We start from the raw sequence: 15,240 nt of genomic DNA on the forward strand, positions 1-15,240 counted from the left end.
TACGGCCTATGCTGGGATCTGCGGGTGCCGTTCTGGCATCTCGGCGACGCGGCCGCACTGCTCGCGGACGCACCCGGCGTCGACGTGGTGCTCGAACACGCGGGGCTGCCGTGGGACCGCTCGGATGCGGGGCTCGCGCGCTGGCGGCGCGGGATGGAAGCGCTCGCCGCGTTACCGCGCGTGTCGGTGAAGCTATCTGAATTCGGCTTGCGCGACGCCGCGTGGAACGACGCAGAGAACCAGCGGCTGATTCGCGACGCGATCGCGATATTCGGGTGGGAGCGCTGCCTGTTCGCGAGCAATTTCCCGGTGGCGGGATTGCGGGTCACGTATCCGGCGCTGCTGCAGACCTTTGCCGCGGCGATCGCGGATCTCGACGACGCGGCGCGCCGCGCGATCTGGCACGACAACGCGGTCCGGATCTACCGGATCGACCTCAACGAATCACGCAAGCAGGCAGGTGGATGATGCACATCACTGGAGAGATGTTGATCGGCGGCGCAGCGGTGCGCGGCAGCGCAGGAACGCTACGCGCGTTCGACCCCGCGCGCGGCGTCGAATTGGAGCCTCAGTACGGCGCGGGCGATGCGGCTGACGTGGCGCGCGCGTGCACGCTGGCGGCGGCCGCGTTCGATCCGTTTCGCGCGATGCCGCTCGACGTGCGCGCGCGTTTTCTCGACACGATTGCCGACAACCTCGTCGCGCTCGGCGATGCGCTGATCACGCGTGCGCATCAGGAGACGGCGCTGCCCGTCGCGCGGCTCGAAGGCGAGCGCGCGCGCACGGTCGGCCAGCTAAAGCTGTTCGCGGCACTCGTGCGCGACGGCCGCTGGCTCGGCGCGACGCTCGATTCCGCGCAGCCCGACCGTCAGCCGTTGCCGCGGCCCGACCTGCGCCTGCGGAAGATTCCGGTCGGCCCGGTCGCCGTGTTCGGCGCGAGCAACTTCCCGCTCGCGTTCTCGGTCGCGGGCGGCGATACGGCGTCGGCGTTCGCGGCCGGCTGCCCGGTCGTCGTGAAGGCGCACCCCGCGCACCTCGGCACGTCGGAACTGGTGGGGCGCGCGATCCAGCAGGCGGTCGCCGCCTGCAGGCTGCCGGAAGGCGTGTTCTCGCTCGTGATCGGCGCGGGCAACGCGATCGGCGAGGCGCTCGTCGCGCATCCGGCGATCAAGGCGGTCGGCTTCACCGGCTCGCGCGGCGGTGGCTTGGCGCTAATGAAGATCGCCGCGCAGCGCCGCGAGCCGATTCCGGTTTATGCGGAGATGAGCAGCATCAACCCGTTCTTCGTGCTGCCCGGCGCGCTCGCGGCGCGCGGCGGCGAGATCGCGCGCGGCTTCGTCGAATCGCTGACGCTCGGCGTCGGTCAGTTCTGCACGAATCCGGGGCTCGTCGTCGTGCTCGACGGGCCAGATACGCAGGCGTTCATCGATGCCGCTTCACAGGCGCTCGGGCAGAAGGGCGCGCAGACGATGCTGACGGCGGGGATTGCGGCGGCCTATGAGCGCGGCGTCGCGCAGCGGGCGGCAGCGGACGGCGTGAGCGTGGTTGCGCATGGGGCAAAGACGGGGGCACGGACGGGGGCGCAGGCGGGCGCGGAGGCGGATGCGCAGGCGGCGGCGCTGCCCGCGCTGTTCGCGACGACGCAGTCTGCATTCGTCTCGAACGCCGCGCTCGAGGACGAGATCTTCGGGCCGACGTCGCTGATCGTCACGTGCCGCGATGTCGACCAGATGATCGATCTTGCCGAGCATGTCGAAGGCCAACTGACCGCGACGCTGCATCTCGAAGCCGGCGATCACGCGCTCGCGCAGCGGCTGCTGCCGACGCTCGAACGCAAGGCCGGGCGCATTCTCGCGAACGGCTATCCGACCGGCGTCGAGGTTGCGCACGCGATGGTGCATGGCGGGCCGTTCCCGGCGACGTCCGATTCGCGCACGACGTCGGTGGGCACGCTCGCGATCGAACGGTTCCTGCGGCCGGTGTGCTATCAGGCGCTGCCGCACGAGTTGCTGCCGGACGCGTTGCAGGACGGGAATCCGCTCGCGGTGTGGCGGTTGAAGGATGGCCAGTTCGGCAAGGATTGAGCGGCGGTCATCGCAGGCGGCGAACGCGAACCGGGTCTAGAATCGACTGCGTTTCTATGACTCTCTCCTCACTCGCAAGGATCCGCATGCTCACGATTCGCCCGATGACCGAAGCCGATTTCTCGGACTTCTGGCCCATTTACCGCGCAGTGGTGGCCGCGCAGGAAACCTACGCGTTCGACCCCGCGCCGACCGAGGAGGCTGCACGCAAGCTGTGGCTCGAAGCGCCGCTTTGCACGTGGGTCGCGGAAGAGGACGGCGAACTGCTCGGCTCGTACTACCTGAAGGCGAATGCGGCGGGACCCGGCAGCCACGTGAGCAACTGCGGCTACATGGTCGGCGAGGCCGCGCGCGGCCGCGGCGTCGCGCGCCGGATGTGCGAACACTCGCAGCAGGTCGCGCGCGAGCGCGGCTTCCTCGCGATGCAGTTCAATTCGGTGGTCGCGACGAACGAAGCCGCGGTCGCGCTGTGGCAGAAGCTCGGGTTCGAGATCGTCGGGCGCCTGCCGCGCGCGTATCGGCACGCGCGGCTCGGCTTCGTCGATTGTCTCGTGATGTACAAGTGGCTGGGGGAGGGGGCGTAACGCTGCGCCGGTCGCCGACGAATCAATACGCCATATGAATCAGCGGAAACGGCCTGCCGGCGGAATCCGTCGCCGAGCGGCCGACGTCCCTAAAACCATAGCCGCGATAGAACGCATGTGCGCCCGGGTTCTGCTCGTTGACGTCGACCGTCAGGTGCGCATGATTTGCGCGGACATGATCGAGCAGGCGCGTGCCGGTGCGCTGGCCGAACCGGTCGGGATCGACGAACAGCATCTCGACCTGCGCGTCGTTCGTGCCGATGAAACCGGCGATGCGGCCGTCGCCGGCTTCGGCGACCCATACCGTGACGCTCGGCAGATAAAGATCGCGAACCTGCGGGTAAAGCTCGGCGATGTCCTGTTTGGTGAGGAAGGCGTGCGTGGCCTGCACGGCGCGGTGCCAGATGTCCAGCAGCGCGGGATTGTCTTCGGGGTTGCGGTCTCGGATCGTCATCTTCGTTGTTGTAATTAGCGTGAAAGCTGTGAATTCTAGCCGAACGCGGCAGCAGCCTCCGCTGCCGCACCCGGCATCACGCGGCATCACGCAGTGACCAAAGCATCCACCGGATGCGAATGCCGCTACTTCACCCGCTCCTGCAGCAGCGCGATCATCCGCTGCGCGAGCGGCGACACGTACGCATCCGCGCGGTGAATCGCACCGATGCACCGGTCCAGCTCCAGCTCGCCAGGCCGGAGGTCCAGCGCGCGTACCCCCGTCAGCATGTCGAGTGCCTCGGTGCCGCCGACGCACAGCAATTGCGTGTCGTGCAATAGCTGGATCAGCGCAGTGCTGCCGAAATCCGTCTCGACGCGCAGGCGCGGCGCGGCGAGCTTGCGTGCGCGGAATGCGTCGTCGATCTGCCGGCGCACCGTGATCGTCGTTTCGGGCAGCAGCCATTCCTGTTCGGCCAGATCGGCAAGCGTGAGGCCGCGCCTGCGCTGCAGCGGATGCCGGTCGTCCGCGAGCACCGAGAGCCGGTCGCGGAACAGCTCGACGACCGTGACCGCGTCGCGTGCATGCTGCGGTTCCGGTGCGACGACCAGATCGAGCTCGCCAGCGGCCAGCAGGTCGAACAGCTCGCGCGCGAGCCGTCGCCGCAGCCGCAGCCGCGCGGCCGGCCGCTCGCGGATCAACTGCCGGCACGCGCCGAGCACGAGCGCATTCGGCAAGGTCGGCGAATAGCCGATCCGCACGAGCCCCTGCTCGCCGCCGCTGATCGCTCGCATCTCCTTCATCGCATCGTCGAACTCCAGCGCAATGCGCCGCGCACGCGCGATGAACTGCGCGCCGGCCGGCGTGGGCGTCATGCCGTTCGCGGTCCGGTCGAACAGCGTCACGCCGACCTGTGCCTCGATCCGCTGCATCGCCTTCGTCAGCGCGGGCTGGCTCAGGCCCAGCGCGTCGGCCGCCTTGCCGATGCTGCCGTGGCGTTCCACCGCCAGCAGATAGTCGAGATCGCGCGTATCCATCTGGGGATTCCTCTTGGTTATGACTTTATAGCCATTACTGCATTGTGGTGATGCCCCCCATCTTACAGACTGATGGCACTGCTGGACTACGGAGAACCCGATTGAGCTTTGCCTATTTCCTGCGGCGCGCGGCCCGCTACTGGGGCGATCAGCCCGCCGTGATTCATCGAGACCGCGTTATCACCTACCGTCAGCTCGACGAACGCTCGTCGCGGCTCGCGAATGCATTGCGCGGCCTCGGCTTCGCACCCGGCGCGCGAATTGCCGTGCAGGCGCGCAACTGCATCGAGCTGGTCGAGATCGAGTGCGCGCTGTACAAGGCGGGCCTCGTGAAGGCCGCGCTGAATCCGCGCTTCACGGCGGCCGAGGCGTCGGACGTCGTCGGCAACTGCACGCCGGTCGCGTTCATCGGCGGGCGTGGCTATACGCACTACACGCCCGATACGCCGGGTTTCGCGTCGGTCGAGCGGTTCATTGCGCTCGACGCCGAAGCGAACGGCTACCGCGACTATGAAACGCTGCTCGCGCAGGCGAGCGCTGCTGCGCCCGACTACACGCCCGCGCCCGACGATCTCGCGGTGCTGCATTTCTCGTCGGGCTCGACGGGCCGCATCAAGGCGGCGATGCAGAGCTACGGCAACCGGCTCGCGTCGCTGCGCAAGATCGTGCTCGGGATGGACCGCCCGGTGCGCCCGGGCGACCGGCTCGCGCTGATCGGGCCGATCACGCATGCGTCCGGGATGCTGATGCAGCCTTACCTGTTCTGCGGCGCGACGCTCGTGCTGTTCGACGCGTTCGATCCCGCGCACTTTCTTGCCGAAGTCGCGCGCTTGCGCATCACGCACACGTTCATGGTGCCGGCAATGATCAACATGGTGCTGAACGAGCCGGACCTCGCCTACGCCGACCTGCGCAGCCTGAAGGTGCTCGGCTACGGCGCGGCGCCGATGGCGCCGGCGCGCATCGAGGAAGCGTGGGTGCGCATCGGCCCCGTGCTGTCGCAGGGCTACGGCGCGAGCGAGTCGACGTCGGGCGTCACGCGTCTCGGCATCGCCGATCACGCGCATGCGCTGCTGCATTGTCATGAAAGGCTCGCATCGTGCGGCCGGCCGTTCGGCGAAACCGAGGTGCGTGTGGTCGACGCCGAAGGTCACGAAGTGGAATGCGACGAGATCGGCGAGATCGTGATTCGTGGCGCGGACGTGTTCCAGGGTTACTGGGGTGCGCCCGAGCTGACGCGCGAGGTACTGGTCGACGGCTGGCTGCATACGGGCGATCTCGCGCGCACCGATCGCGACGGCTTCATCTACCTCGTCGACCGCAAGAACGACATGATCATCTCGGGTGGCTTCAACGTCTATCCGACCGAAGTCGAGGCGACGCTGTACCGGCACGACGACGTGCTCGAAGCGTGCGTCGTCGGCGTGCCCGACGACAAATGGGGCGAGGCGGTCAAGGCGGTGATCGTGCTGAAGCCGGGGCGCAGCGCGCAGGCCGACACGCTCGTCGCGCATTGCCGCGCGCTGCTTGCCGACTACAAGCTGCCGCGCACCGTCGATTTCGTCGCGGACCTGCCGAAGAACGCGAGCGGCAAGATCGCCCGCAAGCTCGTGCGCGAACAGTACTGGCATGGCGCCGCACGGCGCGTGAACTGAAGAGGCTAACCATGTTCGATCACCTGAACCGTCCGGATTTCGTGGCGCTGCGCGCGGCCGTACGCCGCTTCGTCGACGAGGAATTGCGGCCAATCGAGCGCGAGCTTGGTCTCGGCTCGGAAGATGTCTGGCCGCGCGACGTGCTGCGCCGCGTGTGGCGGCGCTCCGCCGAACTCGGCTTCTATACCGCGAGCCTGCCCGCCGCGATCGGCGGCAAGGGGCTGTCGATTGTCGAGCAGTGCGCGCTGAAAGCCGACCTTGCCGCGTCGGGCGCGGCGCTCGCGCCGCACGTGCTCGGCGAGCTGGGCGGGCCGCCGCGCATCGGCAACATGCTGAAGCATGCGACGCCCGATCAGCTTGAGCGGTATTTCAAGCCGGTGATGCGCGGCGACCGATCGACCTGCTTCGCGCTGACCGAACCGCACTCGGGCTCGGATGCGATGAGCATCCGCACGACCGCGGTCGAGGACGGCGACACGCTCGTCGTGAACGGCACCAAGCATTACATCAGCGGCGCACCGTTCGCCGATTTCGCGATCGTGATGTGCGTGACCGATGCGTCCGCGACGCCGCCGCAGATCACGGCGGTGCTGGTCGATCTCGACTTGGCCGGCGTGACCGTCGAGCACGAGTACGTGCCGATGTCGGGCCAGCACATCGACGCGGACATCCGCTTCACCGACGTGCGCGTGCCGCGCGAGAACGTGTTCGGCGGCATCGGCAACGGCTTCCGGCTCGGTATGTCGCGGATCAACGTAAACCGGTTGCTGCATTGCCCGACGATGCTCGGCCTCGCGATGTCCGCATACGAAGCGTCGCTCGTCTATGCGCGCACGCGCCGGCAGTTTGGCGGGCCGATCGCGCGCTTCCAGGCGATCCAGCACATGCTCGCCGACATGGCCGCCGCGCTGTGGGCGTGCGAGAGCATGATTGCGCACACGGCCGCGCTGGCCGATGCGGGCGCCGACCTGCGGATGGCGGCTTCCGCATGCAAGCTGTTCGTGTCGGAGCGCTGCTTCGAGGTCGCGGACAAGGCCGTGCAGATTCACGGCAACGTCGGCGTGACGCGGCATCATCCGGTCGAACAGACGTTCCGCAAGCTGCGGATGTTCCGGATCCTGACTGGTACGAGCGAGATCCAGCGCAACACGATCGCGAAGGCGATCCTCGAGCCTTCGGGCGCGGGAGCGTGACCCATGACGACTCGTCCGGAGCCTCAGGACACGTCGGTGTCGGACGGCGGGAAGCCGTCGTGGTCGTGCCTGAACGGCGTGACGATCGTCGACGTCAGCCAGCTGCTGCCCGGGCCGCATGCGTGCGCGCTGATGCGCCAGCTCGGCGCTGACGTCGTCAAAGTCGAGCCGCCGGGTACGGGCGATCCGTCGCGGCTGCTCGGCGACGCCGTGTTCGCGCAGTTCAATCGCGGCAAGCGTTCGGTCGCGCTGGACCTGAAGGCGGCGGCGGATCGCGAGCGGTTTCTCGAACTCGTGCGCGAGGCCGACGCGGTCGTCGAAGGCTTCCGGCCCGGCGTGATGGCGCGGCTCGGGCTCGGCTACGACGTGCTCGCGCACGCCAATCCGCGCATCGTGCTGTGCTCGATCTCGGGCTACGGGCAGGACGGCCCGAACGCCGCGCGTCCCGGCCACGACCTGAACTTTCTTGCGGAGGCCGGCTACTGGGCGATTCCCGCGCAGCTCGATGACGCGGTCGCGCGACCGCGCGTGCGGCTCGCCGACTACTCGGCCGCGTTGCACGCGGCGCTTGCGCTGTCGGTCGCGGTGATGAGCGCGCGCGCGAGCGGGCGCGGCCAGCATCTCGACGTGTCGATTCACGATACGGTGCTCGCGTGGACCGCGCCGGCGGCCTGGGCGTCGCGCGCGCATCGCGTGGCGCCCGGCGACGCACCGTGGGTGATGCCCGACAACGACCTGTTCGAGACCGCGGACGGGCGGCACCTCGCGCTCGGCATTCTCGAAGACAAGTTCTGGGCGACGCTCGCCGATGCGCTCGGCGGCGCGTATCCCGAACTGCGCGATCCGCGCTTCGAGCGGCGCACGGGGCGGCAGCGGCACAAGCACGAGGTCGGCGCGCTGCTGCGCTCGGTCTTCGCGAGTCGAACGCTGGCCGAATGGATGCGCATGCTGCGCGCGTGCGACCTGCCGGTATCGCCGTTGCCGGATGCCGACGAGCTGTTTGCCGATCCGCATGTGCAGGCGCGCGGCGTTGTGCGCGTGGTGCCTGGCGGTGCGCTCGCGGTGCGCTTCCCGGTGAAGTTCTCGCTGGGGCTGCCCGACGGCGCCGATCGCGTGCCCGCGCTCGGCGAGCATGGCGACTGACTGGCGCGATACAGCAACACAACAACACGCAAGACAACAACACTGGAGACAGCGATGACGACAGACGGCGCGCAATACCGTCCGTGGCGGGCATGGTCGATCGCGATCATGCTCGCGCTGATGATGCTCGTGAATTTCCTCGACAAGGTCGTGCTCGGGCTCGTGTCGGTGCCGATGATGCGCGACCTGCATTTGAGCCCGACGCAGTTCGGCCTGATCGGCGGCAGCCTCAACTGGCTGTTCGCGATCGCGGCAGTCGCGGGCGGGCTCGCGGCGAACCGCTGGCCCGCGAAATGGCTGCTGTTCGGGATGGCTGCCGCATGGGCCGCGCTGCAGTTGCCGATGCTGGTCGCCGGTTCGATCTGGGTCGTGATCGCGTGCCGCGTGTTGCTCGGCATCGGTGAAGGCCCCGCATCGCCGGTTGCGACACACGCGGTCTACAAGTGGTTTCCGGACGCGCACCGCAACCTGCCGGTCGCGCTGCTGCACCAGGGCAGCGCGCTCGGCCTGCTGATCGCGGGGCTCGCAATGCCGGTCGTCACCACGCATTGGGGCTGGCGTGCGAATTTCGCGGTGCTTGCGTTGCTCGGCGCGGCCTGGTGCGTCGTGTGGGCACTGTGCGGCGCCGAGGGCACGCACGTGCGCGCGGTCGACGCAGGCGGTGGCGAGCGGGTGCCGTACGGGCTGCTGCTGACCGACCGCACGGTGATCGGCAATTTCCTCGGGCACTTCGCGGCGAACTGGATTCTCGCGATGACGCTCACGTGGATGCCGACCTATCTGCAGCTTGGTCTCGGTTACGGACCGCATGCGGCAGGCCGGATGTTTGCGCTGTTCGTCGCGACGACGTCGCCGCTGAGCCTCGCGTTCGCATGGTTTTCTCAACACCTGCTCGCGCGCGGCATGCCGTCGCGGCACGGGCGCGGCACGTTCGTCGCGGCGACGCTTGCCGCGGCCGGCCTGATGCTTGCGACGATGGTGCTGCCGGGCTTGCCGGGCGGGGCGAAGCTCGCGCTGCTGACGGTCGGCAGCGGGATGACGCTGACGATGTATTCGATCGGCCCGGCGATGCTTGCCGAGGTGACGCCCGATGCGCAGCGCGGCGGCGTGCTCGCGCTCAGCAACGGCTTTGCGTCGCTCGCCGGTCTCGGTGCACCGGTCGTGACGGGAATGCTGATCGAAGCGACCGGCGCGTCGACCGCGCGCGGCTTCGAGCAGGCGTGCGTCGTCTGCGGCATCGTGCTCGTCGCGTGCGGCATGCTCGGCGCGTGGTGCCTCGATCCGCAACGCTCGCGCGAGCGCATGGCGCGCGGGTCGCAACGCGCGACGGCCGCGATGCAGGGCTCGCGCGGCTAGCGCAGATCGCACGTGCAAGTGCGGTGAATCGGACGAAGCCAGTAGAATAATCAGTCATACAAAGTAATGGATGGAGACAGGCAGTTCAACGAAGCAGGAGGAGACGCATGAAGAAGGTGGTGGTGGCGGCCCTGATCGGCGCGCTGACGGGGGCGGCGCACGCGCAGTCGAGCGTGACGCTGTTCGGCCGGATCGGCGGTGGCGTGCGATGGGTGAACGGGATGGTCGGCGGCAGTCAGGTCGGTTTCAACAACAACATCATTTCCGGCAACGAATTTGGCATTCGCGGTAACGAGGATCTCGGCGGCGGCATGAAGGCGCTGTTCGTGCTGGACGGCGCGTTCAACAGCGGCACGGGCGCGCTGAAAACGGCCGGCACGCTGTTCTCGCAGGCCGCCTATGTCGGCGTGTCCGGCGCTTTCGGCCGGATCACGCTCGGGCGCCAGTTCAATGCGGCGGAAGACCTCGGCATCGCGCTCGATCCGCTGGGCGGGCGAGGGCAGTCGCTTGCGGTCGAACCCGGCGTGCTGTTCGACGGCAACTTCTTCACACTCGATTCGCGCTTCAACAACACGATCAAGTATGTCGGGCAGGCGGGCGGCCTGCGATACGGCGCGAGCTATTCGCCGGGCGGCGTCGCGGGCAACACGCGGGCGGGCACGAACTTCTCGGCGGCCGCGATGTATGCATTCCTGAATGTGCTCGGCGGCGCATCGTATGCGAAGACGTACAGCGCCGACGGCACGCAGTCCGCACAGACGATCCAGGCCGGCGGCACGCTGCAGCTCGGTCGCGCGCGCTTCTATCTGAGCTACGCGTCGCTCGTCGTTGATGCGCGCAAGGGCGGCGCGCCGACGCGCCGCGACGACATTCCGTCGTTCGGCGTGGTCGTGCAGGCAACGCCGTTCGTGCAGGTGACCGCTGCAGGCTTTTACGACAAGGCGCGCGATCTCGGCAACGTGACGGGCGCCGACGGCCACAAGCTCACGACCTATGCAGCGGTTCAGTATTTCCTGTCGAAGCGCACCGAGCTGTATGTGGAGGTCGATCGCAATGGCGTCACCGGCGCGTACATGCGCGATCCGGCGACGCTTGCCGCACTCGGGATTCGGCCCGGCGCAAGCGCAACGACGGGGGTGTCGCTCGGCCTGATGACGCGCTTCTGAGCGACGCCGTTTCCATCATTCATCGATCCGGAGTCCGATTCGATCATGCGTATGCGATTCACACTTCTTTCCTTTGCGCTGGCCGGCGTGCTGGCCTTCCCGGGCGCACCTGCGCTCGCGCAGCCTGGCGAGCCGGGCCTGTCGGCCGCGTCCGCAGCCCAGGCGGCGTCTGCGAACCCCACGCCGAAGCAGCGCAAGGCGGCTGACCGCAAGCTGATGCGTCGCGTCAGTGCTGCGCTCGCCCGTACCCGCGACCTGAACGCGACACGCATCCTCGTGCGCGTGCGCGACGGCAACGTGACGCTTGCCGGCTCGGTCGCCGACACGAACCAGGCGACGCTCGCCGCTGCGGTGGCAGGCCGCGTCGACGGTGTCGTAGCGGTGACGAACCAGTTGCGTGTCGACGATCAGCCTTTGTGACCGAGGGCCGCGCATGGCGCGGCCCGTTTTCTTGCGAGACAACACCTTCATGCAGATTCAACCCACGATGCACCGGGCGACGGCCGGACGCCGGTTCGCCGCTTGCCTGCTGTTTGCCTGCGGGCTTGCGCTCGGCGCTACCCCGGCCCGCGCGGCGGCCGATTCCGCCGGCGCCGATGTGATGCAGGGCTTTCCGCCGCCTGCCGAGCGCGTCGTCAGCAAGGCCAATGCGTTCACGGCGGCGAACCTGCGCTGGGCGCTGCGCAACACGCGGCGACTCGCGCCCACGGACGGCATCCGGCATGCGGCGGCGCCGCTGCCTATGCCCGTCGATCCGGTGCCGAACCTCGATACGCTGCCGGTCACGATCGGCGGCGAGACGCTGACGCTCGACGATTATCTGCGCCGCACCGCCACCGACGGGTTCATCGTCGTGCATCGCGGCCGGGTCGTCTATGAGCGGTATTTCGACGGCCTGCGGCCCGACCAGCCGCATGCGTGGGCATCGATGACGAAGTCCGTGACGGGCCTCGTCGCCGCCCGGCTGATCGAAGCGGGCGCGCTGGACGCAGACGCGCCCCTGTCGCACGCGTTGCCGGAGCTCGCAGGTACACCGTTCGGCACGGCCACGCTGCAGCAGAATCTCGACATGGAAGTGCCGATGACCTATGCGCCGGGCCTGCCGCCCGACCTCGGGCTGTTCGGCGCGATCGGCCTGCTGCCGCGCCGCGCCGACGCGCCGGACAGCATCGTCGCGTTCCTGAAGACGGTGCAGCCGGCACGCGACGCCGCGCCGGGCGACGTGTGGTTCTACCAGAACGGTTCGCCCGAGGCCGTCGCATGGGCGATGCAGCGCGCGACCGGGCAGTCGTGGAGCGAACTCGTCGAGAAGTGGCTGTGGCGGGATTTCGCGGAGGACGATGCGTACGTCGCGGTCGACCGCAACGGGATGGCGATGGCGAGCGGCGGGCTGTACACGACGCTGCGCGACGCGGCGCGATTTGCGGAACGGGTCCGCACGGGCCTCGGCGGCGCGCCGGGCGCGCTCCCCGCTTCGGCGATCCGCGCGGCGCTGCGTCCCGCGCACAACGCGGCGCTGTTTGCGAAGGGCAACGTCGTGCCGGGGAAGGAGGGTTACGCGTATCGCGACTACTGGTATCAGCTCAACGACGGCGACGGCTCGTTTGCCGCGGCGGGGCGCTTCGGGCAATCGATTCTCGTCGATCCGAAGCGGGCGCTGACGATCGTCAAGTTCTCGTCGTCACGCGATTTCGTGCCGCGCGCACGTGACGGGCAAAGCGAGTCGGCGCGCCCGCGCGCCGCGCTCGAACGCGGCGACGCGCTGAGCGAGGTGGCGCGGGCGCTGGTCGCGCAACTGCGTTGACACGCGGTGATTGCAGCGTGCTGGAGCGCATGCTGCGGCCGCGCTCAAGCAACCGGACGCAGATCCTGCAGCAACGTCGGCACCAGCTCCGACACCGTCGGATGAATATGCATCGCGCGGCTGATCGTCGTATACGGCGCCTTCGCATACATCACGTCGAGCAGCGAATGCACGACCTCATCACCGGTCACACCCAGAATCGACGCGCCGAGAATCTCCTTCGTATCCGCATCGACGATCACCTTCATGAACCCCTGACTCTCGCCTTTCTCCACCGCGCGTCCGACGCGCGTCATCGGGCGCGTGCCGACCATCAGCCGGCGCCCCGACTGCATCGCCTCGGTTTGCGTCATGCCGCAGCGGCCGAGCGGCGGGTCGGTAAACAGCGCATACGCGACGATGCGATCGGACACCTTGCGCGGATCGTTGTCGAGCAGATTGGCCGCGACGATCTCGTAATCGTTGTATGACGTATGCGTGAACGCACCGCGGCCGTTGCAGTCGCCCAGCGCCCAGATGCCGGGGACGTTCGTGCGCAACTGTTCGTCCACCGGGATGTAGCCATGCGCATCGATCGCAACGCCGGCCTGGTCGACTCCGAGATCGTCGGTATTCGGCACGCGCCCGACCGCGAGCAGCAGGTGCGAGCCCGCGACTTCACGCGCGCCGGTCGTGCAATCGAGCCCGACGACGACGCGCTCGCCGTCGCGCCGCGCGCTCAGGCAGTTCGCATCGAGCTGCACATCGATCCCTTCGTTCTCGAGGATCTCGCGCACGGACTGCGACACGTCCTCGTCCTCGCGGCGGATCAGGCGCGGGCCTTTCTCGACGATCGTCACGCGCGACCCGAAGCGCCGGTACATCTGGCCGAACTCGAGCCCGATGTAGCTGCCGCCGACGACGATCAGGTGTTCGGGCAGGAAGTCGACGTCCATCATCGTCGAGTTGGTCAGATAGGCGACCTGGTCGAGGCCCGGCATCGGCGGCACCAGCGCGCGGCCGCCGACGTTGATGAAGATCCGCTCGGCCTCCAGCAGCGCGTCACCGACCCGCACCGTGCGCGCGCTGTCGAAGCGCGCGTGACCCTGGAACACCGTCGCACGCTCGAGCCCGCGCACCCATTGTTCGACGCCGCGGCTGGAACGGCCGGAGATCTGGTCCATGCGCGCCTTCACCTGCTTCATGTCGACCGTGACCGGCCCGCCGATCGTCACGCCGTACTCGCCGGCGCGTCGCGCCAGATGAGCCGCATACGCGCTGGCAACCAGCGTCTTGGTCGGAATGCAGCCGGTGTTCACGCAGGTGCCGCCGAAGCGGCCCCGTTCGATGACGGCGACCGTCATGCCGGCGCCGGACAGCCGCGCGGCGAGCGCCGGGCCGGCTTGCCCGGTGCCGATGATGATCGCGTCGAAGCGTTGGGTCATGGCCATCTCCTTCGCTGCGGGCGCGTCGCGAGCAACGCGCGGCGCCACGCGGCGTGCCCGCCTGCCGGGCCGCGTTCACGGTGCGCCAACTGGCTATGGTAGACCTGTTGGCCGCCGATCACGGCCGCTTCGTGCGCGACTGGCATTCGCGTGCCGTCGCGGGCCGGCAGCTTTCGGTCCGTCTGGAAGCATGCCAGAATCGCCGTTCGGATCGTTCAGACATCACGCATTGGCTCCGGCGGAACGGGGCCGCTATCAGGAGGAGATTCCCATGACCGCTTCAGCTGCCGTGTTCGGCATCCTGGTCGCGCTGTGGCTCGGCGCGATGATTCCCGGGCCGAGCTTCGTGCTCGTCGCGCGCAATTCGATCGGCCTGTCGCGCCGCGACGGTCTCGCGACCGCACTCGGCATGGGCGCGGGCGGGATCTTCTTCGGCGGCATCGCGCTGGCCGGCCTCTATACGCTGCTGCAGGCGGTCGAGTGGCTGTACATCGGCCTGAAGGTCGCGGGCGGCGCGTACCTGATCTACATGGCGTCGAAGATCTGGCGCGGCGCGAGCCAACCGATCGCGGTCGACGACCCGCTGGCCGCGCCCGGCGGCAGCGCGCGCAAATCGTTCTGGACGGGCCTCACGACCCAGCTGAGCAACCCGAAGACGGCGATCTGGTACGGCAGCATCTTCGCCGCGCTGCTGCCGCAGCATCCGCCGCTCTGGTGCTATCTCGTGCTGCCGCCGCTCGTGTTCGCGGTCGAGTTCGGCTGGTACACGATCGTCGCGCTGTGCTTTTCCAGCCGCCGGCCGCGCGAGCTGTACCTGCGCGCGAAGAAGTGGGTCGACCGGATCGCGGCCGGCGCGATCACGGCGCTCGGCGTGCGGCTGATCTTGACCGCCCCGAAAGTCGGGATCTGACCCCGCCGGCTCCCTGACCGCCGTTCGCCGCGCGGGCGGCGGCCGTGGCCGTTGAAGCAGGCAGGCAGTCCGGCGACGCCCGCCGCACTGCCTTTTACGCCGTCCGCGCGGCGGCTGCCGCCTGCGTATCCGATATCCCCGACAGATCGTCAGCCGCACGCGATCGCGCTGCCGGCCTTGTGCGGCGGGCGTTCGCGCCGCCGCTGCCGGTTTCGCATCCCGCCCGCCGACCGCAAACTGACGGCCGACCGCTCGCCGACGTGTAAACTGCTGCCTTTTTTGACGGTAGCAGTCATGGTGCAAGCTTCCCCGCGCACGGCATTGAGCGGCCCGACGCTCGTTCGCCTGCTCGCGCGCATGGCGGACGCCGACGTGCCCGAATCCCGGCAAACGCTCGCGGACCGGCTGAGCCAGTGGCTCGGCTGGACGGACGCGATCACGCTGTCGTCGG

The 15,240-nt window shown here is 68.7% G+C and carries 15 protein-coding genes; 12 read left to right on the plus strand and 3 right to left on the minus strand.

Annotated elements, in window-relative coordinates; translation table 11 throughout:
• From G3N94_RS33560 to G3N94_RS33570, 3 genes are all read left to right on the plus strand, one after another.
• Positions 1–468: amidohydrolase family protein (locus G3N94_RS33560; protein ID WP_205798031.1), on the plus strand; the 468-nt coding region annotated here is incomplete at its 5' end.
• Positions 468–2,084 carry an aldehyde dehydrogenase (NADP(+)) gene (locus G3N94_RS33565; protein WP_205798054.1) on the plus strand — a complete coding sequence of 539 codons (1,617 nt, stop codon included), beginning with the start codon at positions 468–470 and terminating at the stop codon, positions 2,082–2,084. The genes G3N94_RS33560 and G3N94_RS33565, both read left to right, overlap by 1 nt.
• An 86-nt stretch (positions 2,085–2,170) precedes the next feature.
• Positions 2,171–2,668, plus strand: a complete 498-nt coding sequence (locus G3N94_RS33570) for an N-acetyltransferase (protein WP_205798033.1) — start codon at positions 2,171–2,173, stop codon at positions 2,666–2,668.
• A 22-nt stretch (positions 2,669–2,690) separates the two neighbouring features.
• Here G3N94_RS33570 and G3N94_RS33575 read toward each other — a convergent pair whose 3' ends face one another.
• Together G3N94_RS33575 and G3N94_RS33580 are read right to left on the minus strand one after the other, a co-directional pair.
• Entirely contained in the window at positions 2,691–3,209 is a 519-nt protein-coding gene (locus G3N94_RS33575) for a GNAT family N-acetyltransferase (protein ID WP_241022217.1), read from the minus strand.
• Positions 3,210–3,247: 38 nt separating this feature from the next.
• Positions 3,248–4,138 carry a LysR family transcriptional regulator gene (locus G3N94_RS33580; protein ID WP_205798035.1) on the minus strand — a complete coding sequence of 297 codons (891 nt, stop codon included), beginning with the start codon at positions 4,136–4,138 and terminating at the stop codon, positions 3,248–3,250.
• Between the two features lie 101 nt (positions 4,139–4,239).
• Between G3N94_RS33580 and G3N94_RS33585 the strand changes: the two genes are divergently transcribed.
• The 7 genes from G3N94_RS33585 (at position 4,240) to G3N94_RS33615 (ending at position 12,455) form a co-directional block, all read left to right on the plus strand.
• A complete protein-coding gene (locus tag G3N94_RS33585; protein ID WP_205798037.1) occupies positions 4,240–5,793 on the plus strand; it encodes an AMP-binding protein in 1,554 nt (517 codons plus the stop codon).
• 11 nt (positions 5,794–5,804) lie between these two features.
• Positions 5,805–6,986 (plus strand): acyl-CoA dehydrogenase family protein, encoded by a 1,182-nt coding sequence (locus G3N94_RS33590; protein ID WP_205798039.1) that lies wholly within the window; start codon positions 5,805–5,807, stop codon positions 6,984–6,986.
• A 3-nt stretch (positions 6,987–6,989) separates the two neighbouring features.
• Positions 6,990–8,129 (plus strand): CoA transferase, encoded by a 1,140-nt coding sequence (locus tag G3N94_RS33595; RefSeq protein WP_205798040.1) that lies wholly within the window; start codon positions 6,990–6,992, stop codon positions 8,127–8,129.
• A gap of 54 nt (positions 8,130–8,183) precedes the next feature.
• Positions 8,184–9,485, plus strand: coding sequence for an MFS transporter (locus tag G3N94_RS33600; RefSeq protein ID WP_205798043.1), 1,302 nt, complete (start codon positions 8,184–8,186; stop codon positions 9,483–9,485).
• Positions 9,486–9,592: 107 nt separating this feature from the next.
• Positions 9,593–10,651: a porin gene (locus G3N94_RS33605; protein WP_205798044.1), complete on the plus strand. Its 1,059-nt coding sequence runs from the start codon at positions 9,593–9,595 to the stop codon at positions 10,649–10,651.
• 45 nt (positions 10,652–10,696) lie between these two features.
• Positions 10,697–11,071, plus strand: coding sequence for a BON domain-containing protein (locus G3N94_RS33610; RefSeq protein WP_205798046.1), 375 nt, complete (start codon positions 10,697–10,699; stop codon positions 11,069–11,071).
• A gap of 49 nt (positions 11,072–11,120) precedes the next feature.
• Complete coding sequence (locus G3N94_RS33615; RefSeq protein WP_205798048.1) at positions 11,121–12,455, plus strand: serine hydrolase domain-containing protein; 1,335 nt, start codon at positions 11,121–11,123, stop codon at positions 12,453–12,455.
• 44 nt (positions 12,456–12,499) lie between these two features.
• Here G3N94_RS33615 and G3N94_RS33620 read toward each other — a convergent pair whose 3' ends face one another.
• Positions 12,500–13,879, minus strand: coding sequence for an FAD-containing oxidoreductase (locus G3N94_RS33620; RefSeq protein WP_205798050.1), 1,380 nt, complete (start codon positions 13,877–13,879; stop codon positions 12,500–12,502).
• A gap of 271 nt (positions 13,880–14,150) precedes the next feature.
• On the opposite strand from G3N94_RS33620, the gene G3N94_RS33625 reads away from it, so the two are divergent.
• Both G3N94_RS33625 and G3N94_RS33630 read left to right on the plus strand, forming a co-directional pair.
• Positions 14,151–14,789 carry a LysE family translocator gene (locus G3N94_RS33625; protein WP_205798052.1) on the plus strand — a complete coding sequence of 213 codons (639 nt, stop codon included), beginning with the start codon at positions 14,151–14,153 and terminating at the stop codon, positions 14,787–14,789.
• Positions 14,790–15,083: 294 nt separating this feature from the next.
• Positions 15,084–15,240 (plus strand): DUF3348 family protein (locus G3N94_RS33630; protein WP_205798059.1); only part of this gene is annotated, 157 nt, incomplete at its 3' end.

It is taken from the genome of Burkholderia sp. Ac-20353, assembly GCF_017104785.1.
Taxonomy (GTDB): domain Bacteria; phylum Pseudomonadota; class Gammaproteobacteria; order Burkholderiales; family Burkholderiaceae; genus Burkholderia.